Source organism: Geobacter sp. 60473 (assembly GCF_036323535.1).
Taxonomy (GTDB): Bacteria; Desulfobacterota; Desulfuromonadia; order Geobacterales; family Geobacteraceae; genus Geobacter; species Geobacter sulfurreducens.
On record NZ_AP028967.1, the window covers coordinates 2,274,047 to 2,296,035 of the forward strand.

At 63.2% G+C, this 21,989-nt stretch carries 23 protein-coding genes; 15 read left to right on the forward strand and 8 right to left on the reverse strand.

The genetic code is table 11. The features are described 5' to 3' along the window. Nucleotides 1–77 precede the first annotated feature (77 nt). The gene (locus tag AABA48_RS10245; protein WP_286350367.1) at nucleotides 78–1,172 is read left to right on the forward strand and encodes a TIGR04283 family arsenosugar biosynthesis glycosyltransferase; all 1,095 of its coding nucleotides are present in this window, start codon (nucleotides 78–80) and stop codon (nucleotides 1,170–1,172) included. Here AABA48_RS10245 and AABA48_RS10250 read toward each other — a convergent pair. Beyond that, nucleotides 1,129–1,866: a response regulator gene (locus tag AABA48_RS10250; protein WP_286350368.1), complete on the reverse strand. Its 738-nt coding sequence runs from the start codon at nucleotides 1,864–1,866 to the stop codon at nucleotides 1,129–1,131. The two genes, AABA48_RS10245 and AABA48_RS10250, sit on opposite strands and share 44 nt — an antisense overlap. A 208-nt stretch (nucleotides 1,867–2,074) precedes the next feature. Then, a complete protein-coding gene (locus AABA48_RS10255) occupies nucleotides 2,075–2,944 on the reverse strand; it encodes a diacylglycerol/lipid kinase family protein (RefSeq protein WP_286350369.1) in 870 nt (289 codons plus the stop codon). 135 nt (nucleotides 2,945–3,079) lie between these two features. Between AABA48_RS10255 and AABA48_RS10260 the strand changes: the two genes are divergently transcribed. From AABA48_RS10260 to AABA48_RS10270, 3 genes are all read left to right on the forward strand, one after another. Beyond that, nucleotides 3,080–3,523 (forward strand): hypothetical protein, encoded by a 444-nt coding sequence (locus AABA48_RS10260; protein WP_286350370.1) that lies wholly within the window; start codon nucleotides 3,080–3,082, stop codon nucleotides 3,521–3,523. A gap of 182 nt (nucleotides 3,524–3,705) precedes the next feature. Continuing rightward, entirely contained in the window at nucleotides 3,706–6,948 is a 3,243-nt protein-coding gene (locus tag AABA48_RS10265) for a YhdP family protein (protein ID WP_286350371.1), read from the forward strand. A 112-nt stretch (nucleotides 6,949–7,060) separates the two neighbouring features. After that, the gene (locus tag AABA48_RS10270) at nucleotides 7,061–7,516 is read left to right on the forward strand and encodes a hypothetical protein (protein WP_286350372.1); all 456 of its coding nucleotides are present in this window, start codon (nucleotides 7,061–7,063) and stop codon (nucleotides 7,514–7,516) included. A gap of 77 nt (nucleotides 7,517–7,593) precedes the next feature. Here AABA48_RS10270 and AABA48_RS10275 read toward each other — a convergent pair whose 3' ends face one another. From AABA48_RS10275 to cdaA, 4 genes are all read right to left on the reverse strand, one after another. Next, nucleotides 7,594–9,258 (reverse strand): B12-binding domain-containing radical SAM protein, encoded by a 1,665-nt coding sequence (locus AABA48_RS10275; RefSeq protein WP_286350373.1) that lies wholly within the window; start codon nucleotides 9,256–9,258, stop codon nucleotides 7,594–7,596. Further along, nucleotides 9,236–9,649 carry a (deoxy)nucleoside triphosphate pyrophosphohydrolase gene (locus AABA48_RS10280; protein ID WP_286350374.1) on the reverse strand — a complete coding sequence of 138 codons (414 nt, stop codon included), beginning with the start codon at nucleotides 9,647–9,649 and terminating at the stop codon, nucleotides 9,236–9,238. Before AABA48_RS10280 ends, AABA48_RS10275 begins: the two co-directional genes overlap by 23 nt. 60 nt (nucleotides 9,650–9,709) lie before the next feature. Continuing rightward, nucleotides 9,710–10,738, reverse strand: coding sequence for a peptidoglycan endopeptidase (locus AABA48_RS10285; protein ID WP_286350375.1), 1,029 nt, complete (start codon nucleotides 10,736–10,738; stop codon nucleotides 9,710–9,712). 108 nt (nucleotides 10,739–10,846) lie between these two features. After that, the gene (cdaA, locus tag AABA48_RS10290; RefSeq protein WP_286350376.1) at nucleotides 10,847–12,259 is read right to left on the reverse strand and encodes a diadenylate cyclase CdaA; all 1,413 of its coding nucleotides are present in this window, start codon (nucleotides 12,257–12,259) and stop codon (nucleotides 10,847–10,849) included. Between the two features lie 171 nt (nucleotides 12,260–12,430). Between cdaA and ubiE the strand changes: the two genes are divergently transcribed. The 9 genes from ubiE to galU all read left to right on the forward strand — a co-directional run bounded on the left by ubiE (nucleotide 12,431) and on the right by galU (nucleotide 18,112). Beyond that, entirely contained in the window at nucleotides 12,431–13,147 is a 717-nt protein-coding gene (gene ubiE / locus AABA48_RS10295; protein ID WP_286350377.1) for a bifunctional demethylmenaquinone methyltransferase/2-methoxy-6-polyprenyl-1,4-benzoquinol methylase UbiE, read from the forward strand. A 74-nt stretch (nucleotides 13,148–13,221) separates the two neighbouring features. Beyond that, on the forward strand, nucleotides 13,222–13,536 hold the full coding sequence (locus AABA48_RS10300) for a YggT family protein (protein WP_286350378.1): 315 nt from the start codon (nucleotides 13,222–13,224) through the stop codon (nucleotides 13,534–13,536). Continuing rightward, on the forward strand, nucleotides 13,536–13,985 hold the full coding sequence (locus AABA48_RS10305) for a DivIVA domain-containing protein (RefSeq protein ID WP_286350379.1): 450 nt from the start codon (nucleotides 13,536–13,538) through the stop codon (nucleotides 13,983–13,985). Before AABA48_RS10300 ends, AABA48_RS10305 begins: the two co-directional genes overlap by 1 nt. After that, nucleotides 13,978–14,295: a DUF167 domain-containing protein gene (locus AABA48_RS10310; protein ID WP_286352530.1), complete on the forward strand. Its 318-nt coding sequence runs from the start codon at nucleotides 13,978–13,980 to the stop codon at nucleotides 14,293–14,295. Before AABA48_RS10305 ends, AABA48_RS10310 begins: the two co-directional genes overlap by 8 nt. A gap of 101 nt (nucleotides 14,296–14,396) precedes the next feature. Next, a complete protein-coding gene (locus AABA48_RS10315; protein ID WP_286350380.1) occupies nucleotides 14,397–14,648 on the forward strand; it encodes an FmdB family zinc ribbon protein in 252 nt (83 codons plus the stop codon). A gap of 155 nt (nucleotides 14,649–14,803) precedes the next feature. Then, complete coding sequence (gene folD, locus AABA48_RS10320; RefSeq protein ID WP_286350381.1) at nucleotides 14,804–15,661, forward strand: bifunctional methylenetetrahydrofolate dehydrogenase/methenyltetrahydrofolate cyclohydrolase FolD; 858 nt, start codon at nucleotides 14,804–14,806, stop codon at nucleotides 15,659–15,661. Nucleotides 15,662–15,679: 18 nt separating this feature from the next. Further along, nucleotides 15,680–16,327, forward strand: coding sequence for a methylenetetrahydrofolate reductase C-terminal domain-containing protein (locus tag AABA48_RS10325; protein WP_286350382.1), 648 nt, complete (start codon nucleotides 15,680–15,682; stop codon nucleotides 16,325–16,327). Further along, entirely contained in the window at nucleotides 16,324–17,229 is a 906-nt protein-coding gene (locus tag AABA48_RS10330; protein WP_286350383.1) for a methylenetetrahydrofolate reductase, read from the forward strand. The genes AABA48_RS10325 and AABA48_RS10330 overlap by 4 nt, the downstream gene beginning before the upstream one ends. 13 nt (nucleotides 17,230–17,242) lie before the next feature. Further along, entirely contained in the window at nucleotides 17,243–18,112 is an 870-nt protein-coding gene (gene galU, locus AABA48_RS10335) for a UTP--glucose-1-phosphate uridylyltransferase GalU (RefSeq protein WP_286350384.1), read from the forward strand. A 25-nt stretch (nucleotides 18,113–18,137) separates the two neighbouring features. On the opposite strand, the gene AABA48_RS10340 is transcribed toward galU, so the two are convergent. Both AABA48_RS10340 and AABA48_RS10345 read right to left on the reverse strand, forming a co-directional pair. Then, a complete protein-coding gene (locus AABA48_RS10340; RefSeq protein ID WP_338270180.1) occupies nucleotides 18,138–19,022 on the reverse strand; it encodes an energy transducer TonB in 885 nt (294 codons plus the stop codon). A 137-nt stretch (nucleotides 19,023–19,159) separates the two neighbouring features. Further along, on the reverse strand, nucleotides 19,160–19,738 hold the full coding sequence (locus AABA48_RS10345; RefSeq protein ID WP_286350386.1) for a TMEM165/GDT1 family protein: 579 nt from the start codon (nucleotides 19,736–19,738) through the stop codon (nucleotides 19,160–19,162). Nucleotides 19,739–20,100: 362 nt separating this feature from the next. Here AABA48_RS10345 and htpX point away from each other — a divergent pair, with 362 nt between their 5' ends. Next, nucleotides 20,101–20,961 (forward strand): zinc metalloprotease HtpX, encoded by an 861-nt coding sequence (gene htpX, locus AABA48_RS10350; RefSeq protein WP_286352531.1) that lies wholly within the window; start codon nucleotides 20,101–20,103, stop codon nucleotides 20,959–20,961. Between the two features lie 89 nt (nucleotides 20,962–21,050). After that, entirely contained in the window at nucleotides 21,051–21,986 is a 936-nt protein-coding gene (locus tag AABA48_RS10355; RefSeq protein WP_324311644.1) for a TerC family protein, read from the forward strand. Nucleotides 21,987–21,989 lie beyond the last annotated feature (3 nt).

Genomic DNA, 21,989 nt, shown 5'->3' on the forward strand with positions numbered 1-21,989 from the left:
GGGGAGAACCCTCCGGGGCCTTTTTCATGTCCGCGGGACCATGAACGTCGCGAGAGGCAATGGGTGCATTCCGTGCTATGATGGCGAAAATCGCTCTGCCGGCAGGTGATATGGCCTTCTCAGACCCTGAACCCGAAGTTTCCGTCATCGTCCCCACCCTAAACGAGGCGGAGACCGTGGCAACACTGCTCGTCGCGCTGGCCGCCCAACGGGATGTGGCCCTGGAACTCCTGCTCTGCGACGGCGGCTCCACCGACGGCACCACAGCGCTGGTGCGCGGCAGCGCGGGGGACCTCCCCTTCCCCGTGACCGTCACGGAGACCACGCCAGGGAGAGGGCGCCAGATGAACGCCGGCGCAGCCGCCGCCCGGGGCGCGACGTTCCTGTTCCTCCATGCGGACAGCATACTTGCCGACCCCCTGACCCTGCGGCAAGGGCTCGACCATCTGGCCGCGGCCCGCCGGAGCGGCAAGCGGGTGGCCGGGCACTTCCGGCTCCGTTTTGCCGGGGACGGCCCGTCTCCCCTTGCCTACCGCTTCTACGAACGCAAGGCGCGGCTCCACCGTCCCGGCTGCACCCACGGAGACCAGGGGCTGCTCATCCCGCGGGAGTTTTTCGACCAGGTGGGACTCTTTGACGAGGGGTTGCCGATTCTGGAGGACGTACGGCTGGCAGAGCGGATTGCGGCGGCGGGAACGTGGGTGCTGCTGCCGGCAGAGATCGTCACCTCGGCCCGGCGGTTCGAAACGGAGGGGTTGCGGGAGCGGCAGACCCTGAACGCGATCCTGATGAATTTCGCCGCCATCGGCTGGCAGCAGGGGGTGGAAGAACTGGTGGCCGGCTACCGGAGCCAGGACCGGTCCGGCCGCCTGCGGCTGGGGCCGCATCTGGTGCGCATCGCCGGTCTGACGGCCGCGCTTCCCCGGCGGGAGCGGCTCCGGCTTTGGTACCTGACGGGCGGCTACGTGCGGGGCAATGCCTGGCAGATTCCGCTTTTCCTGGATGTCCGCAACGCCCTGCGCCGGGGCGGGGACATCGATGCCACCCCGCTCCTCTCGCTCCACGACCGCTGGTTCGATCTCCTGACCGACAATCCGGCGGGCCGGGCGGCGGCCGCGCTCATGACGTTCATCTGGTTCCGGCTGACCCTGAGCCGGGAGATGAGATGCTGACCAGGGATTCTACGAATTCCCTGACCTGATCCAGGTCCTCGGGGGAGATGTCCATGAATTCGATCCCGAAACCGGACGGGAACCGGGGCTTGACCCGCCCGTCGGTGCCATTGAGCCAGGCCACCCGCCCCCGGGCCCTGACCGGCGCACCCCCGCCGGGAATGGTGATGGCGATCTCCACGCTCTCCTCCCGGGCAATGCGGTGGTCGATGGCCAGGTAAAGGCCGCCCACGCTGATGTCGGTCGTGGTGCCGGCCACTTCCTGCTGCTCCGTGCGGCAGGTGACCGGCAGGGAGAACGGAATTCGCTGCTCCCGGCGGTCGATGTCGGGGATGTACCGCCGGCCGATCTCCAGGAACAGCCGCCGGTCCACGGGTTTGGTGATGTAGCCGTCGCAGCCGGCCCGGGCGCAGAGTTCCTGGTCTTCGGGCTTGCCGGCGGTTGTCACCATGACCACGGGCGTGTCCCGCAGCTCCGGGTCGCTCTTGATGGCGATGCAGCAGTCGACCCCATTCATCTTCGGCATGTTCAGGTCCATGTAGACCAAGTCGGGCCGTTCGCTGCGCACCAGTTCCAGGGCTTCCTCGCCGTTGCGGGCGGTGAAGACCCGCACGGGGGAAAAGCGCAGGAAGCTCTTCTCCAGTTCGAGCATGAGATTCACGTCATCGACTATCAGTACCTTGGGCTTGGCCATGGGTTGCTCCTTCCATTCATCCCCGTGCTACCTCTATCCGTATCGGCAGGAACGCCGATTTCTTAACGTCCCATCATGATTTTTCTCCCCGCGCCAAGAGGGCCGGCGACTCTCCCGGAGAAAAAAGTCCCGCAAAAAAGGAGACCGGCAGTACGAAAGGAACCAGTCACTCCCGCCCGCAGGGAGTGAGCCGGACACACCGGTCGGCTCAGACCACGAGCCGGGCGAAATCGGCCTCAGCAGTCACGGTGACCGGTGAGTGGCAGATGAAGTCGCCGTCCACCTGAACGGGTTTATTCCCGCCCACGGTTACCCGCCGTGCCGACACGACCTCGGCACCGCCGCCGGCGCCGCGCCCCGCCGCCACCCGCAGGGCAAGGGAGAGGTAGCGCCATCGGGACGGATCCCGGATCAGGACGACCCGGAACCCGTCGTGGAAAAGGTTCGCTCCCGGGGCCAGGGTAAAGGAGCCCCCGTACCGGGCAGCGTTGCAGATCACCGCCCCGTGACAGGCGATGGCGACGCCGTCCACCTCCACGTCCAGGGGCCGCCGGTCCCAGGCGGCAAAGGTCCTGATGGCCGAGAGGAGGTATGCCCCGGCGCCGAAGCGCTTCTTCTCATCGCTACGCACCCCCTCCACCACCTGACCGTCAAAGCCGATCCCGGCCATGAGAAAAAAACGCCGCCGTACTCCGAACCCTTCCAGGAGCCCCGTGGCGAGAGGACGCGTTTCCCGGCGCACGAGCCGGGCCACGGCATCCCCGGCGGAACGGAGCCCCAGCTCGCGCCCCAGCACGTTGGCGGTGCCGAAGGGGATGTAGCCGAGGGTGGCGCGCCCCGGTTCGAGGCCGTTCAGAACACCGTTGACGGTGCCGTCCCCCCCGACGGCAATGACGAAGGGGTGCTCCTCCTGCGCGCAGAGCCGGGCCGCAAAGGCGGCCGCATCGTCGGGGCCGCCGGTGAGAAGCAGGCGTGGGGCCAGCCCGCCCCGGCGCAGGGCGTTCATGGCGGCGCTGACGGCAGCCTCCGAGTAGCTTCCCGACACGGGATTGACGATAAGGGTGCAGCGATCGGACATGGGCTTCCTCCGGGCAGTTCGGCCGGGCCATTATCCGGGCGGACGAGGCGCCCTGTCAACCGATTCTCGGCGGCTCCGTTAAACCGGGCATATCATGACAACAGCGGCAACTGCCGCGCTGAAAGGAGTCACACCATGCGCAGAAGAATCAAACTTGCCCTGGCGGCGCTGACCGCCGTCGCAGCTTTGGCCGGCACCCAGCAGGCGGTCCTGGCCCAGACCGACCCGGCGCCCGGAGCCGGGATGGGCAAAGTGCGGGGCGGCGGCGGAATGAAGAAGATGGACCCGGCCGAGCGCCTGAAACGGATGGAGCGGCATCTGGGGCTGACTGAGGAGCAAAAGACGGCCATCGCGCCGATCCTGGCCGAGGAAAACGGGGAGGTGAAGGCCGTCCGTGACGATGCTGCCCTGGACCGCACCCAGAAACGCGAGAAGATGCGCGAGATCCGTAACCGCTACCACGACCGGATCGGCGCCATCCTCACCCCGGAGCAGCGGCAGAAGGCCGACGAGGCGCGCGATCGGGCGCGCGACCGCTGGGAAAAGCGCCGGCAGAGCGCCAAGGACCGGCAGAACTGATCGAGTGATCAGGCAGGGACCTTCGGCGGAGCGGAGCCCCCTGCCCGGCATAAACGCCCCGTTGCTGCGCCGGCCGGCCGGCAACGGGTTCCAACTTCCCGCAAGGGGTTGCGGCACCATTCCCACCTGTATATACTGTCTAGCGCATTCCCACACCCGCCCGGTTCCGAGGACTCACCCCCATGACCCTTCCCTCCTGGAAAAAGATCCTGCTGTACGTCACGGTTCCGCTGGCGCTTCTGTGCGGACTGGTCTTCACCGTGCTGGTTACGCGGCTCCACGAGTTGGACACCTATAAGGACCAGCTCCTTGCGGAAATCCGGAAGGAACTGAACCGCCCCGTGACCTACGGCACGGGGGAGGTGTCACTGCGGTTCGGACCGGCCTTCACCTTTACCGATGTGCAGATACAGGAGCGGGACGGCAGCACCCCCTTTGCCACCGTCGCGGCGATCCGGTTCCGGCTGGCGATTCTGCCCCTGCTGGAGAAAAAGGTCATCCTCCGGCGGGTAGAGCTCGAAAAGCCTGTCGTGCAACTGGTGCGGAACAAGGACGGCACCCTCAACATCGACGACCTGTTGCGCGAAAGGGAGACGAAGAGCACGATTGAGCTGCGGGTGCGGGGGGTGAGGGTCAAGCAGGGCAACCTGATCTTCACCGACCACGCGACGGTTGGCGGCCCGCTCGTCACCACCCTCAGGGAGGCCGACCTGTTCATCGGCCGCCTGGTGCGGGGCAAGGAAAGCCCCATCTCTCTCGAAGGGCGCCTCGTGGACGGAAAGAGCGAGAGCCCCGTGGCCATCGAGGGCAAGCTGAAGCTGCCCGCCAAGAACGCCCCCCTCACCACTGCGCACCTGGATGCCCGGGTGAGCCTCCACAACATCAATGCGAGCCACTACTGGCCCTATTACAGCAACTTGGTCCCGTTCCAGCGCATGAGCGGGCGGTTTAACCTTGACTGCACCGTGGACGGCACGCCGCTCGATTTCACCTCCAAGGGATCGCTGCAGGTGGCGGGACTGCGCTTCGTCTACCCGGAGGTGTTCCGCCAGCCGCTTACTCCCGCCGATGTGCGCCTAGCCTATTCCCTGACGCGGACCCCCAAAGAGGTTAACATCTCCTCCGTCGACTTCCGCATGGACGGCCTCACCGTCAAGGGGGGGTGCGCGGTGAAGGACATCCACACCTCTGATCCCCGTATCGTCGCGTGGACCACTATCGCCCCCTTCCGGCTGGAGAAGTTCTTTTACTACATCCCCTTCGGCATCATCGCCGACGACGCGTCCCAGTTCATCGAGCAGCACATCAAGGCTGGATACTTCCGGGTGGACGAAGGACGGCTCGACGGCCGCGTGAGCCAGATCCTGACCATGGAGAAAGGGGAGAACTACAACGTGCTCCGGGTGCGCGCCACTGCCCTGGAAGGGGCTGTGGTCGACATGGGGGACGGCTGGCCGGTCTTCAACAGCATCAAGGGAGACCTGGAACTGGCCGGCAAGAACTTCACCCTGCGTAACATGTCGGGGAAATTCGGGACAACTCCCTTTACCCTCAACGGCATGATCACCGACTACTGCCTCGACACGCCGTCGGGCTACCCCTTCAAGGGCGTTTTCACGCCGCGCAAGGCGGAACTGGACTGGCTCTTCGGCAAGGAAGCGGCGGCATCGCTCCAGTTCACGGGCGACTCGATCCTCAACCTGTCCGGCGAAGGGGGGACGGCATCCTACACCTTTTCCGGCGACTGCAACCTGACCGCCGCGGCCTATTCCTACGGAACATCCTTTGCCAAGCCGGCGGGCCAGATAAACAGCTTGGCGTTCCGGATGAACCTGCTCCGCAACGGCGACCGGTCCCTGTCATGCCAGTACGCGCTCCCTCCCCTTGCCCTGTCCATCGCGGCCCGGTTCCAGGACGGGAAGGCCCTGCCCACGCAGCTTGACATCTCGTCGAACCAGTTCGCCATGGGCGCGCTCACGGCCAACATTCCCAAGGCGAAGCCGTACCATCCCCAGGGGAAAATGCAGATTTCCGCCCGGGCGGAGGGGGTGGCCGAAAGCCTGGCCGACATGAAGTGGAGCGGTCTGGTGGCGCTGGCAGGGGCTTCATTCAAGCCGGCCGAGTCGGTGAAGCCTCTCAGCAACGTGACCGGCACGCTCCGGTTCAAGGGCAACTCCCTGGAAAGCCCCCGGCTCTCCCTGATGCTCGGCAATTCACCGCTCCAGGGCAAGGGGTCCCTGACGAACTTCAGCGATCCGTCCTTTACCCTGGAGGTCTCGTCCCCGGCTCTCGACTTGAGCGACTTGGGCCTGAGGCACCCCAGGGGCGCCGTGAAGATCCAGAATCTCCAGGGCACCCTCGCCTACCAGGACGACATCCTCAAGATCCGTTCGCTCGCGGGAAAAATCGGCTCGTCCCAGCTCTCCGTCAAGGGGGCCGTGACCCATATGCGGCAGCCTAAGGTCGATGTGAGCGTCACCTCTCCTGCCATCGACCTGGACGACATCCTGGCCCTTTCCGACCTGGAACGCGAACGGAAGCAGGGGGTCGAGGGGGGGACCGCCACCGTGAAGGCAACCATAGACGCCGATTCGGCCTCGTTCGGCAAGCTGGCGGCCCGGCATCTCCACACGGTCGCCCACTACGAGAACGGCATCCTCTACCTGCAACCCTTCGAGTTCGACGCCTACGGCGGGCGGATATCCGGCACGCTCCGGGCGGACGGGGGGGGGAACGGGTCGTCCCGCTACCAGGTGAAGCTCAAGGCGGACAAGGTATCAGCCGAGCCGCTGATCAACGCGGTGGACCTGATCCCGGGCGACGCCATCGTCACCGGCACCCTGTCGCTCCAGGCCGACGTGACCGCCAGGGGGGCGACCATGGCTGACCTGCGAAAAAGCCTGCTCGGCCACGCAACCCTCCGGTTCGACGACGGCAAGATGCGCAAGTTCAACGTGCTGTCAAAGGTATTCTCGATCCTGAACGTGTCCCAGCTCCTCAAGTTCCAGCTCCCCGACATGGTCAAGGACGGCATGCCCTACAGCAGGATCACCGGCACCTTTGCCATGAGCGACGGCGTGATCTCCACCGAGGACCTCTTCATCGACAGCAATGCCATGAACATTTCCACCGTGGGCAAGATCGATCTGGTGCGGGAGGAGCTCGCCGTCACTGTGGGGGTCCAGCCCCTCCAGACCGTGGACAAGGTGGTAAACCGGATTCCCATTGTCGGCTGGATCCTGACCGGCAAGGAGAAGCACTTCATCACCACCTACTTTGAAGCCAAGGGGAAGATCTCCAACCCCACCGTCACCGCGATCCCGGTAAAATCCATGTCGCGGGGGGTGTTCGACATCTTCAAGAGGGTATTCCAGCTCCCGGCGAAGCTGATTACCGATACCGGAGAAGTCGTCATCGGAAACTGACCGGCACGGTAAACGATGCGCCGTTACTCATCCGCAACTTTTGCTGTTGTAAAATATTCGGGATGTATGGTAGCTTTTGCCCTTGTGAGAAACTAACCACAGGAGGATACAGGTGAAAAGATCAGTATTGGTAGCGCTCGCCGTTGTTTCGCTCGCCGCCGCCGGATGCAAGGATAAGCCCAAGGCCCCCGAGACCGCTGCGCCCGCTCCGCAAGAGCAGAGCGGCATGCCCGCAGGCATGCCGGCCGCACCCCAAGGCGAAATGCCCAAGGACGCCGTTCACGGCGGAGGAGATCCCCACGCCGGTCTCAAGCCGGTTGAAGTCCCCGCCGGCGTAGGCCACAAGGGCAAGGTCCTCTCCACCATGGACGCTGCCGGCTACACCTACCTGGAGGTGGAGGAGAAGGGACAGAAGCTGTGGGTTGCCGTCATGCAGACCAAAGTCAAGGTCGGCGATCAGGTTGAGTTCCCGGATTCACCGCCCATGCTCAACTTCCACAGCAAGACCCTCAACCGGACCTTCGAAAAGATCATTTTCGCTCCGGGCATCAGGATCGGCGGCAAGTAACCGGCCGACGGCAACGAAAAAGGCGGCACACCCCACGGTGGCCGCCTTTTTCGTTTCTCTTCCCGCGTTTATCTCACTTACTCTTCCAGCTCCTTCAGCCGCTCCCGGGCCTCGACGTCACCGGGGTTCAGTGTGAGAGCCGCTTCGTAGTTGCGACGGGCTCCCCGCCGGTCGCCGGCGTGCAGACACAGATCGCCAAGGGCAAGATGGGCGGGGATGTGTGCCGGCACGAGATCGAGAACCCTGGTAAACATCTGCCGGGACCGCTCCAGGTCGCCGACGCTCCCGTGGAGCCCGCCCAGAGCCAGCCAGCCCAAGGGATTGGCCGGCTGCCGGTGCGTGACCTGCCGGTAGCGGGCCTCGGCTTCCCGCCATTCCTCCCGCTCCTCGTACCAGCCCCCCTCCGCCAGGGCACCGGCATGACACCAGCCGACGATCTTCGCCTGACGGGCAAAGTCGGTGGGGCCGAAGCGGGACCTTCGTCCGACCCGTTCCAGGGTTGTCAGCAACCGGTCCATGGATCGTTGTACCGCCGCGTCCTTCCTGACGAAGCAGGCCTCGCCCTTCTCCCGCTCGAAGAAGTCGGCCGGCACCCGCCCCTCGCGCACCGCCTCGGCAAAAAGCGCCGTGCCGGGATAGTAGGCCAGGGGAGCCACGTGGCCGTCATGGGGGCGGATATCTTCGATGAGGCGCAGGGTAGCCCGCAGGTCCTCCTCATCCTCGCCGGGCACGCCGGTGATCAGGTAGATGGAGAGATCCATGCCGGCACGGCGGGTAGCCGCGGCGGCGCGCCGCACCTGATCCGGGGTGATCCGCTTGCCGAGCCGGGCAAGAATCCGATCGGAGCCGGACTCCACCCCGTACTGGACATACTCGCAACCGGCACGCCGCATCCAGAGGAGCATCTCCTCGTCGACGCAGTTCACCCGTGACTGGCAGCTCCAAAGAATATGGAGCCCTTCGGCCGACAGCAGGCGGCAGAACTCGATGACCCGGTCGGCGCGGGCCGTGAAAGTATCGTCGCGAAGCGAAAATGAGAGCAGGCCGAACCGGTCGCGGAGATAGCGGATCTCGTCAACCATGGCCCGGGGCGAGCGGAGACGCAGCGACGTGCCCCAGAAGCGTGGCGACGAACAGAAACGGCAGGAGGCGGGACACCCCCGGGAGGTAATAACGAACTCGAGCTGGCGACGGAGGTCGCATCCCAGGGCGTTGTCGAAGTAATGCGCGGGCACGGGCAGGTCGTCGAGATTCCGCAGCGGCGCACGGGTTGAATGGCTGATCCCGCTCCCCTTCCGAATCGCCAGGCCCGGGATGCCGGCGAGGCTCCGATCACCTTGTGCCACCGCACGGACAAGCTCCAGCATGGTTTCCTCCCCCTCGCCGAGCACCACGGCATCCACCTGGGGGTGATGCTGAAGAAGCATGTCGAAGGAGTGGGTCGCATGGGGGCCACCGAGCACCGTCAGGCACGTGGGGTCGATTGTTTTTGCGATGGAAGCGAGCTTGAGTGACTCGAACCGGTTGTGGGTGTACTGGGAGATGCCGAAGATGGCCGGCTGTTCCCGACGGAGCAGTACGTCCACCTCGCGCCACCCCGCGGTCGACAGGTTGGCGATGCGGGAAGCGAAGCCCTGTGCCCGCAGGAGCCCGTTCAAGTAGCCGAGCCCCGTGGGCAGCAGCGACGCAAAGGGATCCCGCGCCCCGGCCTGGTGGGACTTATAGGCGAGAAGAACCCGCATTGCCGAATTCTCGTGCTATTCTGGCAGCGAGCGGAACATCCGCGGGAAGAAGGTCGAAGGCGGGCACCTCCGCCGGGGCGACCCACCGGTGTCCGGCCACGTCGCGTTCCTGAAGATCGCCGCCGGTCCAGGTGCAGCGGTAGGCCAGCACCATTACGGGCCGTTCGGGGTAACGGTAGTAGATCACATCATAGATCCCCTCGACGGCCACCTCCATGGCAAGCTCCTCCCGCACCTCCCTGACGATGCACGCCTCGGGATGCTCCTCGGGCTCCAGCTTCCCTCCCGGGAATTCCCAGAGCAAGGGATAGGGCGCGTCGGGCTTTCGCCGGGTCAGGAGAATCAGGCCGTTGTGCTCAATAATGGCAGCGGTGACGATGAGCGGGAACATGATGCCTCAAAAAAAAATCCGGTCCACGGACCGGATTTTGGAATGACTGACCGACAGGATCTACTTCAACAGGCCAACGCCGAGGGTATCGTTGGCAAGGATGTCTTCGATCCCCTCTTCTTCCACGTCGGTCAGCAGGTCGTCCAGCTTGAGCACGTCGGGGTTGATCTGTGAAATACGCTTGGCGCCGATGAAGCGAGCACGGTAGTAAGGGGTGTCGATTGAGGATATGACCACTCGCCGGTCCCGTGAGGAGGCGTGGATCATTTTGTTGTTGCCGAGATAGATGCCCACGTGGGAAGGGAAGCGGGCATAGGTGTGAAAGAAAAGAAGATCGCCCTTCTGGAGGTCTCCGGTGGCGACCGGGTTGCCCACGTGGAATTGTTCGCGGGCGGTGCGGGGGAGGGTTACATCCAGTTCGCGGAAGACGTGCTGAACAAAGCTGGAGCAGTCGAGCCCCTTGCGGGTGGTTCCGCCGAAGCGGTAGCGGGTGCCGATGAAACTGTAGGCCGTCTTTTTCAGCTCGGTGACGCCGTCGCCGCCAAGGGTCACCCCTTTGGTGAAATCGGCCTGGGCGTCTTCGCCGCTCTCGCCCACGAGGTCCGCGAGGCTGCGCTCGTATTCGCTTTCGTTATAGATGTCGAGGCTCTTGAGGGGCTTCTTGAGGGCGAGCTTCCTGGCCGGTTGCTCCTCGTCGGCGACGGCCCGGAGCGTGAGGACCTGGCCGGGCTTTACCCTTTTCTTGCCGAGGTTGTTCAGCTGACGCAGTTCATCCACGGACACGCCGGTCTTGCGGGCAATCCGGATCAGGGTGTCGCCCTTGCGCACCTTGTAGGTAGCGACCTCGGCCGCAGGCTCCGCTGCGACGGCCTCGGAACGGGGGGGGACAACCAGGATGGTGCCGGGCTTCACACGAGTATTGGCAAGGTTGTTGGCTGCTTTGAGATCGGCGACGCGGACGTGGTACTTGCGGGCAATGGAAGAGAGGGTTTCGTTCTTTTTGACTTTATGACTTTTGGCGGCAAGCGCCAAGGAGGGTAAGGCTAAAAGGATGAGGACGAAGATGGTAAGTCGCAATCGTATACTCATGTATCCCCCCTTTCTTATTGTTTTATTAAATAGCTCAAAAAGCCCACTTTTTATAACAAACTGTCACGCAAATGTCAAACTCTTTCCTTAAATAAATTGGAATATCAGCTACTTGGCAGACGTAATCACGTTCACCCGCACCGGTTCATCACGCAACACCCTGATCTGGGGCGACGGCGACACGACCCGCCGCTCGACGACACCACCCCGGCGCAGGCCGGCAAGATCCACGGTTTCCGTGGGCAGGGATTCGAGCCCTTCAAGGAGATGGCCCGGCCCCTCCACCACCACCGTATCGGGGTCAGCGGTCACGCTTCTGAGCTTTGCCCGGCCCGGCAATTGCCCTGTCAGCTTCGGCCGCACCCGGAGCTGCTTGCGTTCTTTGCCCGCAATGGTCACCTTCACCACCGGCGGATTGATGCCGGTGACAACCACGCCCAGGGGAAGATTCAGGTCGTCGTCCTTGACCGCGAGACTGTTGACCCCGTCGTGCACGCTCGCCAGGTTCAGGTCTGCCACCAGGTCAAGCTGCTTGGGCGAAGGGATGAGACTGGTGAAAACCTTGAGCTGGACCTCCACTGACTCGGGAACGCTCTTCACGAGGACCGAACGGGGAGGCAGGTTGTGAAACTTGATCGGCACGGTGACCGTAAAAATACCGCCTTCTTTCGTCGTCACCACCAGCCAGCCTGCTATCACAATGAGCGTTGTGACAATTTTAGGCACAAGGTTGCGCATGAGGCGCTGGCGCAGGGTGAACGCAACATTTTCGGGGCGTTGGGGATAGAGAAGCCCCCGGATTACCTCGGCAAACTCCTCCGGCGAGGCGATCTTCCGGTATTCTCCTGCAAGCGCCATGCCCACATCTCCTCGCTCTTCCGACACGATGATGACCACGGCGTCGGACCGTTCGCTGAGCCCGATGCCGGCCCTGTGGCGGGTACCGAAGTTCTGGGGGAGCTCCGTCTTCATGGAGAGCGGCAGGTGGCACGACGCCTGGCTAACCCGGCCGTCCTTGATGACCACGGCGCCGTCATGCAGGGGGGTACCGTTCCGGAAGATGCTGCCCAGGAGGTGACTGCTCGGGAGACCGTCGACCTTCACCCCGTGCAGGAGATAGTCGTCAAGGGCTTCCTGGCGCTGGAGGACGATGAGGGCACCGGTTCGCTCCAGCGCCAGGCCGAAGACGGTGCGGCCCAATTCGGCCAGGTCGAGCTCACCGCCCCCCTCCTGCCGACCGATGAAAGTACGCAACAGGCTGAAACGGTACAGGGCCTGACGGATCTCCGCCTGAAACACGACGATGATCAGGACGAAGAGGACTGTGCCGAGTTCCTGGAGAATCCAGCTCGTCATGAACAGCCCCAGATTGCGGGTGACGAAGTAGACCCCGGCCAGAATTCCGAGCCCGATCAGGACCTGCATGGCGCGGGTGTGCCTGAACCAGCTGTAGAGTCGGTAGGCCAGGAAACTCATGATGATGATGTCGGCGATATCCTGCCAGCGGATCAGGTGAAACACGCGGTTGCCCCATTTATCACGGAAAAGGTGACGCCGGCCCCGCCCGCATGCCGTCGCTCGAAAGTACTGGCATGGCCGGGCCGTTTTGTGCTACAAACGACAGACTTGTTCAGAATGCGTGAAGAATCTGAATTTATATCACTTCTTTGATGGCAAGGACAGAAAAATAACATGTACCGGCTTACGGAAAAAGGCGAGCGCATCCGCGACATGTTCAGCGACATCGCCCCCCGCTACGACTTTCTCAACCGGCTCCTTAGCTTCGGCGTGGACCGGCGCTGGCGGCGAAACGCCGTCAAATGCATACGCTGGAGCGAAGGCGGGCGCGTGCTCGACGTGGCCACCGGCACCGGCGACGTGGCCCTGGAGATCGCCCGTCAGACGCCGCCGTCGGTCGCTATCGTAGGTGTCGACTTTTCCGAAGGGATGGTAACCCTGGGGCGCGACAAGGTGGCCGGCTCCCCCTACGCGGACCGGATCACCATGGATATCGCCCCCTGCGAGGCAATCCCCTTCCCCGATGACACGTTCGATTCGGTGACCATCGCCTTCGGCATCCGCAACGTGGTTGACCGCCGCCAGGGCCTCTCCGAGATGCTGCGGGTCCTCAAGCCGGGCGGCCGGGCGGTCATCCTGGAATTTTCCACCCCCCGCTCGCGGCTCTTCAAGTGGATCTACTCGTTTTACTTTCTCCGGGTTCTTCCCGTTATCGGCGGACTGTTCTCACAGTTCAGCGCCTACAAGTACCTGCCCGATTCGGTGCTGGAGTTCCCGAGCCAGGAGGAGTTCAAGGCTCTCATGACCTCGGTCGGCTTTCGCGACACCGCCCACCGGGACCAGACCTTCGGCATAGCCACCATCTATACCGGCGAAAAAGGGCTGAAATAGCGGAGTTTCTTGACATCATGCCCCGGATTCCGGTATAACAACGGCCGTTGTCACTTCTCCCCAAGGGGCACCCCATGTTCGTGGTCGCCAATTTTCTGCTCGCCATCGCCAAGGTCGCCGACATTCTCCTGACGATCTACCTCTACATCATCATCGCCCGGGCCATCATATCCTGGGTCAACCCCGATCCCTACAATCCGATCGTGAATTTCCTCTACCGCAGCACCGAGCCGGTCCTCTCCCGGGTCCGGCGGGTCCTTCCGGACCTGGGGGGCCTCGACCTCTCCCCCATCCTGGTGCTGGTCGCCATCTACTTCATTCAGAGCTTCGTGATCAGGACCATCTACGATTTCGCCTTCCGGATGAAGCTCGGCACAGGGGCCATGTGATGAAAATTACCCCCCTCGACATCCAACAGCAGCAGTTCAAGGGCAAGATGCTCGGCGGCATCGACCCGGAGGACGTGGATTCGTTTCTCCAGTTGGTGGCCCAGGAAATGGAGGGGCTCATCAGGGAAAACACCGACCTGCGTGAGCAGTGCCGGAAAGCGGCCGCCGACGCCGAGCAGACGGCGCGCCAGGAGCGCGAACTGCGTGAAGCCATGCTCGCGGCCCAAAAGATTACCGAGGAAATGAAGGCCAACGCCCAGAAGGAAGCGTCGCTCATCGTCTCCGAGGCGGAGGTGAAGGCGGAGAAGATCCTCGTGGACGCCGAGCGCAGGCTCGGGCAGCTTAACGAGCAGCTCCAGGATCTCCGTCGCCAGAAGCTCCAGTTCGAAGGCGCCTTCAAGGCTCTGCTCGACACCCACTACAAGATGCTCTCCCTTGAGGATGCCTGACCCCCCTTCCCCTGTACTGCGGATTACCGAATCCGCCGACGGCGTCACCTTTTCGGTCCACGTGCAGCCCCGGGCGTCCCGCAACGAAGTCTGCGGCGTCCAGGGGGAAGCAATCAAACTGCGGCTCACCTCGCCGCCGGTGGAGGGTGAGGCGAACCGCCTCTGCGTCGAATTCCTCGCCAAGCGGCTCGGCGTGCCCAAGTCCTGCGTCGCCATCATAGCCGGCGAAAAGTCCCGCCACAAAACCATCAGGGTTTCCGGTTCCGACGCAGCCGCCGTGCGGGCACTGCTCGAAAACAGCCGCCGGTAGTCCGCTGCATCTGCGCGGCGTCGAAAATGCTCCCGTGGGGTTGACAAACCGACGAGGGGATACTTATAGTAAATCGTAACGATTTTTCAGGAGGTTGTCTCATGCCACTCTATGAATACCGCTGCGACGCGTGCGACAAGCAGTTCGAGCTGCGTCAGAAGTTTTCCGATGCCCCGGCCACCGAGTGCCCCTCATGCGGAGGCCCCATACACAAGCTGATTTCCCAGAGCGGATTCGCCCTCAAGGGAGGCGGCTGGTATGCCCAGGGTTACAGCTCCGGCGGAGCCGGCAAATCCGAGGCTCCTGCCTGCCCCTCCGGGGGCACGTGCGCAGGATGCCCCTCCGCGGCATAAGACCGCGCCAACCAGATCCCCCGGCCCTGCCGGGGGTTTTTTTATCCAGCAGGGCCGGGAATCTGACTTTACAACACGGTCACCTTTCCGTATCATTCTGTGGCTGTTCTCACCATTCTTCCCTGCCGGGACGCACATCCAGAAGGAGCCCACCCATGGCCACGATCATCGACGGAAAAGCCATTGCCGAAAAGATCCGGGCGGATCTCGCCACCCAGGTTAAAGAACTGCAGGCCAGGGGAATAACCCCCGGCCTCGCCACGGTCCTGGTGGGGAGCGACCCCGCCAGCGAAGTCTACGTCCGGATGAAGGGCGATGCATGCAACAAGCTCGGCATGCACTCGGTAAAAGTCACGCGCCCCGCGGAAACGACCGAGGAGGAACTCCTCGCGCTCATCAACGAACTCAACAACGATCCGGCGATCCACGGCATCCTCGTGCAGCTCCCCCTTCCGCCGCAGATCAACGCGGATCGTGTCCTTGAAGCCATCTCCCCTGCCAAGGACGTGGACGGCTTCCATCCTTACAATGTGGGACGCCTGGTGACCGGCAAGCCGACCTTCCAGCCCTGCACCCCCTACGGCGTCATGGTGATGCTGCAGGAAGCGGGAGTCGACCTGGCCGGCAAGGAAGTGGTGGTTGTGGGACGCTCAAACATCGTGGGCAAGCCGGTGGCATTGATGTGTCTCCAGCGCAATGCAACCGTCACCATCTGCCACTCGAAGACCCGCGATCTCCCCGGCCGGGTCAGGGCCGCCGACGTGGTCATCGCCGCCGTCGGGGTCCCCGAGATGATCAAAGGGGACTGGATCAAGGAAGGGGCGGTTGTCATCGACGTGGGCGTCAACAGGGTGGGAGAAAAGAAACTGGTGGGAGACGTCGAATTCGCCGCAGCAGCCGAACGGGCTTCGGCCATCACGCCGGTCCCCGGCGGGGTGGGCCCCATGACCATCACCATGCTTCTTCACAACACCCTTGAGGCCGCAAAAATGGCGGGTTCCGGGAATCGCTAGCGTGACACCGGAATCACGATGATCGTCAGCAGACAGAAACCCTTCGCCGATATCCTGGCCGCCCTGGACGGCGTCTCGCGGGTCTTCGTGATCGGCTGCGCCAAGTGCGCCACCGTCTGCAAGGCCGGTGGAGAGGAGCAAGTCTGGCAGATGCAGGAGCGCCTCACCGAGGCGGGCCGGGAGGTGACCGGCTCCATCGTCATCGATGAGGCGTGTCACATGCTGCGGGTTCAACGGGACCTCCGGGCCAAGGGTGAAATGGTCCGCAGCGCCGAAGCGCTTCTGGTGCTCGCCTGCGGCGCCGGGGTCCAGTCGGTTTCCGCGGGCACGGACAAACGGACCGTGGCGGGCCTCGACACCCTCTTCCTTGGCAATATCCGCCGGTTCGGCCAATTCGAACAGCGCTGCTCCCTCTGCGGGGCCTGCCGCCTGAACGAGACCGCCGGCATCTGCCCCGTAACGCTCTGTCCCAAGGGAATCCTCAACGGTCCCTGCGGAGGTATGGACGAAGGGCGTTGCGAGGTGAACCCCGATGCCGAGTGTGCCTGGCACCAGATATTCACCCGCCTCCACGGTCAGGTGGAAACGGGTCCCCTGGCCGAAACCACTCCCCCTGCCGACTTCTCCACCTGCCGCCGGCCGGCGGACCTGAAACTCGACAAATGACCGGTACGCCGCCATCACTCAGCGCCGCCCTCGCCGCAGGCCACTTCGTCGTCACCACGGAGATCTGCCCGCCCAAGGGGTGCGATTGCACCGAATTCCTCCGCAAGGCCCGGGCCCTGCGCCAGGCCGTCGATGCCGTGAACGTCACCGACAACCAGGGGGCCAACATGCGGATTTCCCCCCTGGCGCCGGCGGCGCTGCTGGTGCGGGAAGGGATCGAGCCCATCCTTCAGCTCACCTGCCGTGACCGCAACCGGATGGCGCTCCAGAGCGAACTGCTGGCCGCCTCTGCCCTGGGGATCACCAACGTGCTGGCGCTCACCGGCGACTTCATAACCTTTGGCGACCACCGGGAGGCCAAACCGGTGTTCGACCTGGACTCGGTTCAGCTCCTGCGGATCATTGCCGGGCTCAATGAAGGACGGGATCTCTCGGGTTCGGTCCTCACCGGCGCCACCTCGTTCTTTACCGGAGCCGCGGCGGCCCCCGAAGCGGAGCCTTTTGCGCTCACCCTCTCCAAGCTGGCGAAGAAAGCTGCTGCCGGAGCCCGATTCCTTCAGACCCAGGCAGTCTTCTCGCCGGAACGGTTCGCCCGGTTCGCCGATGCGACGCGCCCTCTAGGCATGAAGATCATCGCAGGCATCCTGTTGCTGAAGTCGCCCGGCATGGCCCGTTACGTGACCGAACGGGTGCCGGGCCTCAAGGTCCCCCCCGAACTTGTTGCGGAGCTGGAGAGTGCCGGCGATCCGCTGGCCGCCGGCGTCGAGATAGCCCGGCGGACCATGGCGGCGGTCAGGCCTTTCTGCGACGGAGTTCACATCATGGCCATGGGGCGGGAGGACCTGGTCCCCGCCATCGTTGCCGGCATGGAGCGGGGCAATTCGGAACAGACTACGATCTGAAAGGAGTCGGATCATGCAGGTAAAAAAAGCGGTATTCCCGGTGGCGGGACTCGGCACCAGGTTTCTTCCGGCAACCAAATCATCTCCCAAGGAGATGCTCCCCCTGATCGACAAGCCGCTGGTCCAATACGTGGTGGAGGAGGCGGTTGCCTCGGGCATCGAGCAGCTCCTCTTCGTGACCGGTCGGAGCAAGCGGGCCATTGAGGATCACTTCGACATCTCCTTCGAGCTGGAAGCGCTGCTCCAGGAAAAGGGGAAGGACGACATGCTCCAGGAGGTGCGGGAGATTGCCGACATGGTGAAGATTTTCTATGTCCGGCAGAAACAGGCCCTGGGACTCGGCCACGCCATCCTCTGCGCCAGGGAATTCGTGGGCGACGAACCCTTCGCGGTCCTGCTGGGGGACGACATCATCGACGCGGAACAACCCTGCCTGGGCCAGCTCCTGGATGTCTACCGCAAATACCGGGGCCCGGTCGTGGCCCTGGAAAAGGTGCCCCTAGAGGCCATTTCCTCCTACGGCTGCGTGAAGGCAACAGGAATCACCGACCGGATATTCGAGGTGACCGACCTGGTGGAAAAGCCCCGCCGCGAGGAGGCCCCTTCGGACATGGCCATCATCGGCCGCTACGTCCTCACCCCCGACATCTTTCCCATCCTGGAACGCCAGACCCCCGGCAAGGGGGGAGAAATCCAGCTCACCGACGCCCTGCTGACCCTGTCGCGGGAAGAGGCCATTTACGGCTGCCTGTTCAAGGGAAAACGCCACGACTGCGGCGACAAGCTCGGCTTCCTGAAAGCCACGGTGGACATGGCCCTCAAGCGGGAGGAGTTCAACGGGGAATTCCGGGATTATCTGCGGGAAGTGCTGGCCAGGGACTGAAAACAGGGATAGGACTGCGACGGCGTCAGCGGAGCGAGCGGCTGGCGCCGCGCACGATGCCGTACTGGAAAAAGGCGACCAGGTGGAAGTGATCCTTGGTGTAGCCGCGGGGGAAGCCCCCCACCGTGCCCCCCCTCTTGATGGTCGAGAGGGTCCGCCCCACCTCGTCGTCGAGGATCCGGCTCCCCGAACCCTGCAGGATTTCGTACTTCTCGATCTCTCCCGAGCGATTAAAGGTGATCTTCACCGGCACAACACCCTCAATGCCCAATCGCGCCGCATCGGCCGGATAGCGCCAGACGCCGTAGACGGCATTCTCGAAACGGCGCAGGAACGAGCCGAACTGGATGTCGTCGGTATCGAGAAACTTGGTGTCGCCCTCCGCCACATCGTCACTGAACCTTTTCCTGTAGTTCTCCTCGATCTTTGCCAGCCGCTCAGCGCTCGGCATGAGCTGGGCCATCTCCGGCAGGCTCTCTCCCCTGGTCCGCGGCCTCAGGATACCGCCCCCGCCCCGGGAGGGCTCCCGTACGGGGATATCACCGGGGGACGGTTCCGGCTCTCGGGCCGCCGGCTCGCGCGACGTCGGGGCATAAGGCGGTGGAACCATCCGCGGCCGCGGCTGCGAGGGGAGCGAAGCGATCCGGTCCCGGTCCATGTCGCCACGGGGGGCTATTTCCCGGGGGACGCGGTGCCGCTCCTCGGCAAGGCGTCGGGCCTCCTTCCTGTCGGTCGCCGGTGGCTGGGAGGACAGATCGGGGATGTCTTCCAAGTCGATCATGATCGGCTCCTGGCGGACCACCTGCCTCTGCTGCGGGAAAACGAGAAAAAGGGCGAACACGCCCGCATGAAGGAAAAGCGAAAGGACCAGGAGGTATAGAAACGATTTTTCGACGTAGTTGTCGGACATCGGGCTCTCGGGGAGGTGAATCCGGATCACGGGAACGGTGACTGGACAGGGGCTGCCGGAGCGGCCCGCAGATCACCATGCCGACACCCGCTCAATCAGGGACAATTGTACGGGGCCGCCTTGAAAAATGCAATCGCTCAGGGCCCGGTGAAGGTCTGGTAGAGGATGACGAGGCCGAAGACGAGAAAAAGCACCCCGGCCACCCGGTGAATCGTGCCGAGGGGGATGACCCGCATGAGCTGCTTGCCGATGAAGATGCCCAGGAGCGACACCCCCCAGAGGGCCAGGGTCGAGCCGGCAAACACCGACAGGGGCGATTCGTGCTGGGCGGCCAGGCTGGTGGTTACGAGTTGGGTCTTGTCGCCCAGCTCGGCCAGCAGGATCATCAGAAAAGCCGTGAGTACCGGTCCCCGGGCCGAGGCGGGGCCTTTTTCGCCGTCCTTGTCACCGTCTCCCCCCCGGAGGGTAGAGATGCCGAAAAAGAGGAAGAGGCCGCCAGAGACGAGCTTGATCCAGAAAATGGGAAGCACGGCAAAGAGAAACTTGCCCAGCGCCACGGCGCCCACGTTGAGAACGGCAAACGCCAGGGCGATGCCGATGAAAATCTTCTTCCAGGGGTAGCGGGTGGCCAGGGCCATGGCGGTAAGCTGGGTCTTGTCGCCCAGCTCTGCCAGGAAGATAATACCGAAGGTCGTAAAAAATACGGCTGCGTCCACGGAAATTGTCCCTCTTAAAATGGTTATGGGCTGAAACAGACCGGGGATGGTACCCCATGTACCGGAGATATGCAAGGACCTGGATGTGCTGCCATGAAAACCCTTGACATCGCTGAGGCAGCTGATTATCATTTTCCTTGTTAAAGGGGAGTAGCAATCGGCGCCATCCATCCTTATGCGCCGACCCACGGCTCGTCATCACGGTGGCAACACCCGGGCCCGGGGCTTCGTGAAACATTGATCCCGATGTTGAGCGTTACAGCATGCAAGACCTTTATCCAAGGCTCAATCGCGCCGCGGGTAAAGGTCTTTTTTATTTGCCCCGGCCGCAACGCATAACCAACCGGAGGTACCAACACATGATGAACCGACTCAAGACAACCCTGCTCCTGACCTTGCTCACCCTTCTCATGGTGGCCATGGGGAGCGCCATCGGCGGCAAGACCGGCATGATCTTCGCCTTTTTCATGGCCTGCGCCATGAACTTCTTCTCCTACTGGTTCTCGGACAAGATCGTCCTCTCCATGTACGGGGCAAAGGAGATCACCGAGGCCGAGAACCCGGCCTTCTACGGCATGGTGCGCCGACTCGCGATTCAGGCGGGCCTGCCCATGCCCCGGGTCTACATCATCCCCAGCGACAGCCCCAATGCCTTCGCCACCGGCCGCAACCCCAACCACGCGGCAGTGGCCGCAACCCAGGGCATCCTCCGTATCCTATCCCCCGAGGAGCTTGAAGGGGTTATGGCCCACGAACTGGCCCACGTTAAGAACCGAGACATCCTGGTGTCCACCATCGCCGCCACCTTTGCCGGCGCCATCTCCATGCTCGGCAACATGCTCCAGTGGGCGGCCATGTTCGGCGGCGGCCGGAGCGACGACGAGGAAGGGGCCGGCGGCATGATCGGTGGCCTGGCCATGGCGATCATCGCCCCCATCGCCGCCATGCTGATCCAGATGGCGGTATCCCGCTCCCGCGAGTACCTGGCGGACGAGTCGGGTGCGCGCATCTGCGGCAATCCCCAGTCCCTGGCCAATGCCCTGCGCAAGCTCCAGATGGCGTCCCAAATGATCCCGATGCAGCAGGCGTCGCCGGCTTCGGCCCACCTCTTCATCGTGAACCCGCTCAGCGGAGGTTCGCTGTTCAAGCTCTTCTCCACGCACCCCCCCATGGAGGAGCGGATCGCACGACTCGAAGCCATGGCGTACAGCAGAAACTTCTGACAGACCTCAACAGTTGATACGTGGAAGGAGCGCACACCCGGCCTCCTTCCACGTGACCTTATCCCGCCAAACACCCCGGAGTTACCTGAATGGAAATCAATACAATGATGTGGGTCGGCTTTGCCGCAATAATGCTGGTAGTCTTTGCTCTCGACTTGGGGGTGTTCAACCGCAAGAGCCATGAAATCAAGTTTCGCGAGGCCCTGACCTGGACACTTGTCTGGGTCTCGCTGGCATTGTCGTTCAACGTCTGGATCTACTTCGAGATGGGTCCCACCAAGGCGATGGAGTTCTTCACCGGCTATCTCATCGAGCAGTCCCTGTCGGTGGACAACCTCTTCGTCTTCATCATGATCTTCTCCTACTTCCACATCACCAAGGCCCACCAGCCAAAGATCCTCAAGTGGGGGATTATCGGCGCGCTGGTATTGCGGGCGATCTTCATCCTGGCAGGCATAGAGCTGATTGAACGGTTCCACTGGATGATCTACGTGTTCGGCGGGATTCTGGTGGTAACGGGATTCAAGATGGCCTTCGGCGGAGAGGAAAAGATCGAGCCGGAAAAAAATCCCATGGTGCGGCTCGTGCGCAAGCTGGTGCCGATCACCAAACGGATTCGCGACGACCGGTTCTTCATCAAGAAAGGTGGGGTGCGGGCGGCCACGCCGCTATTCCTGACCCTGGTCATGGTGGAGTCGAGCGACCTGATCTTTGCCGTGGACTCCATCCCGGCGGTGCTGGCGGTAAGCCGGGACCCCTTTATCGTGTACACCTCCAACGTGTTCGCCATCATGGGACTGCGTTCCCTCTACTACCTGCTGGCCAACGTCATGGAGATGTTCGTCTACCTGAAGCTGGGTGTGTCGGTCATTCTCGCCTATGTGGGGGTAAAGATGCTGCTGGTGGACATTTACCATATTCCCATCATCTTCTCGCTGGGGACCATCGTGGGGGTGCTGGCTATTTCGATTCTCACCTCGGTCACCATCGGTAACCGGCGAGCACGCGCCGCCCACCGCGGGTGACAA

Bases quoted from the DNA above. Each gene is read 5' to 3' on its own strand.
- AABA48_RS10245 (WP_286350367.1), top strand. From the start codon at position 78: ATGATGGCGAAAATCGCTCTGCCGGCAGGTGATATGGCCTTCTCAGAC.
- AABA48_RS10250 (WP_286350368.1), bottom strand. From the start codon at position 1,866: ATGGCCAAGCCCAAGGTACTGATAGTCGATGACGTGAATCTCATGCTC.
- AABA48_RS10255 (WP_286350369.1), bottom strand. From the start codon at position 2,944: ATGTCCGATCGCTGCACCCTTATCGTCAATCCCGTGTCGGGAAGCTAC.
- AABA48_RS10260 (WP_286350370.1), top strand. From the start codon at position 3,080: ATGCGCAGAAGAATCAAACTTGCCCTGGCGGCGCTGACCGCCGTCGCA.
- AABA48_RS10265 (WP_286350371.1), top strand. From the start codon at position 3,706: ATGACCCTTCCCTCCTGGAAAAAGATCCTGCTGTACGTCACGGTTCCG.
- AABA48_RS10275 (WP_286350373.1), bottom strand. From the start codon at position 9,258: ATGCGGGTTCTTCTCGCCTATAAGTCCCACCAGGCCGGGGCGCGGGAT.
- AABA48_RS10280 (WP_286350374.1), bottom strand. From the start codon at position 9,649: ATGTTCCCGCTCATCGTCACCGCTGCCATTATTGAGCACAACGGCCTG.
- AABA48_RS10285 (WP_286350375.1), bottom strand. From the start codon at position 10,738: ATGAGTATACGATTGCGACTTACCATCTTCGTCCTCATCCTTTTAGCC.
- ubiE (WP_286350377.1), top strand. From the start codon at position 12,431: ATGTACCGGCTTACGGAAAAAGGCGAGCGCATCCGCGACATGTTCAGC.
- AABA48_RS10300 (WP_286350378.1), top strand. From the start codon at position 13,222: ATGTTCGTGGTCGCCAATTTTCTGCTCGCCATCGCCAAGGTCGCCGAC.
- AABA48_RS10305 (WP_286350379.1), top strand. From the start codon at position 13,536: ATGAAAATTACCCCCCTCGACATCCAACAGCAGCAGTTCAAGGGCAAG.
- AABA48_RS10310 (WP_286352530.1), top strand. From the start codon at position 13,978: ATGCCTGACCCCCCTTCCCCTGTACTGCGGATTACCGAATCCGCCGAC.
- AABA48_RS10315 (WP_286350380.1), top strand. From the start codon at position 14,397: ATGCCACTCTATGAATACCGCTGCGACGCGTGCGACAAGCAGTTCGAG.
- folD (WP_286350381.1), top strand. From the start codon at position 14,804: ATGGCCACGATCATCGACGGAAAAGCCATTGCCGAAAAGATCCGGGCG.
- AABA48_RS10325 (WP_286350382.1), top strand. From the start codon at position 15,680: ATGATCGTCAGCAGACAGAAACCCTTCGCCGATATCCTGGCCGCCCTG.
- AABA48_RS10330 (WP_286350383.1), top strand. From the start codon at position 16,324: ATGACCGGTACGCCGCCATCACTCAGCGCCGCCCTCGCCGCAGGCCAC.
- galU (WP_286350384.1), top strand. From the start codon at position 17,243: ATGCAGGTAAAAAAAGCGGTATTCCCGGTGGCGGGACTCGGCACCAGG.
- AABA48_RS10340 (WP_338270180.1), bottom strand. From the start codon at position 19,022: ATGTCCGACAACTACGTCGAAAAATCGTTTCTATACCTCCTGGTCCTT.
- htpX (WP_286352531.1), top strand. From the start codon at position 20,101: ATGAACCGACTCAAGACAACCCTGCTCCTGACCTTGCTCACCCTTCTC.
- AABA48_RS10355 (WP_324311644.1), top strand. From the start codon at position 21,051: ATGGAAATCAATACAATGATGTGGGTCGGCTTTGCCGCAATAATGCTG.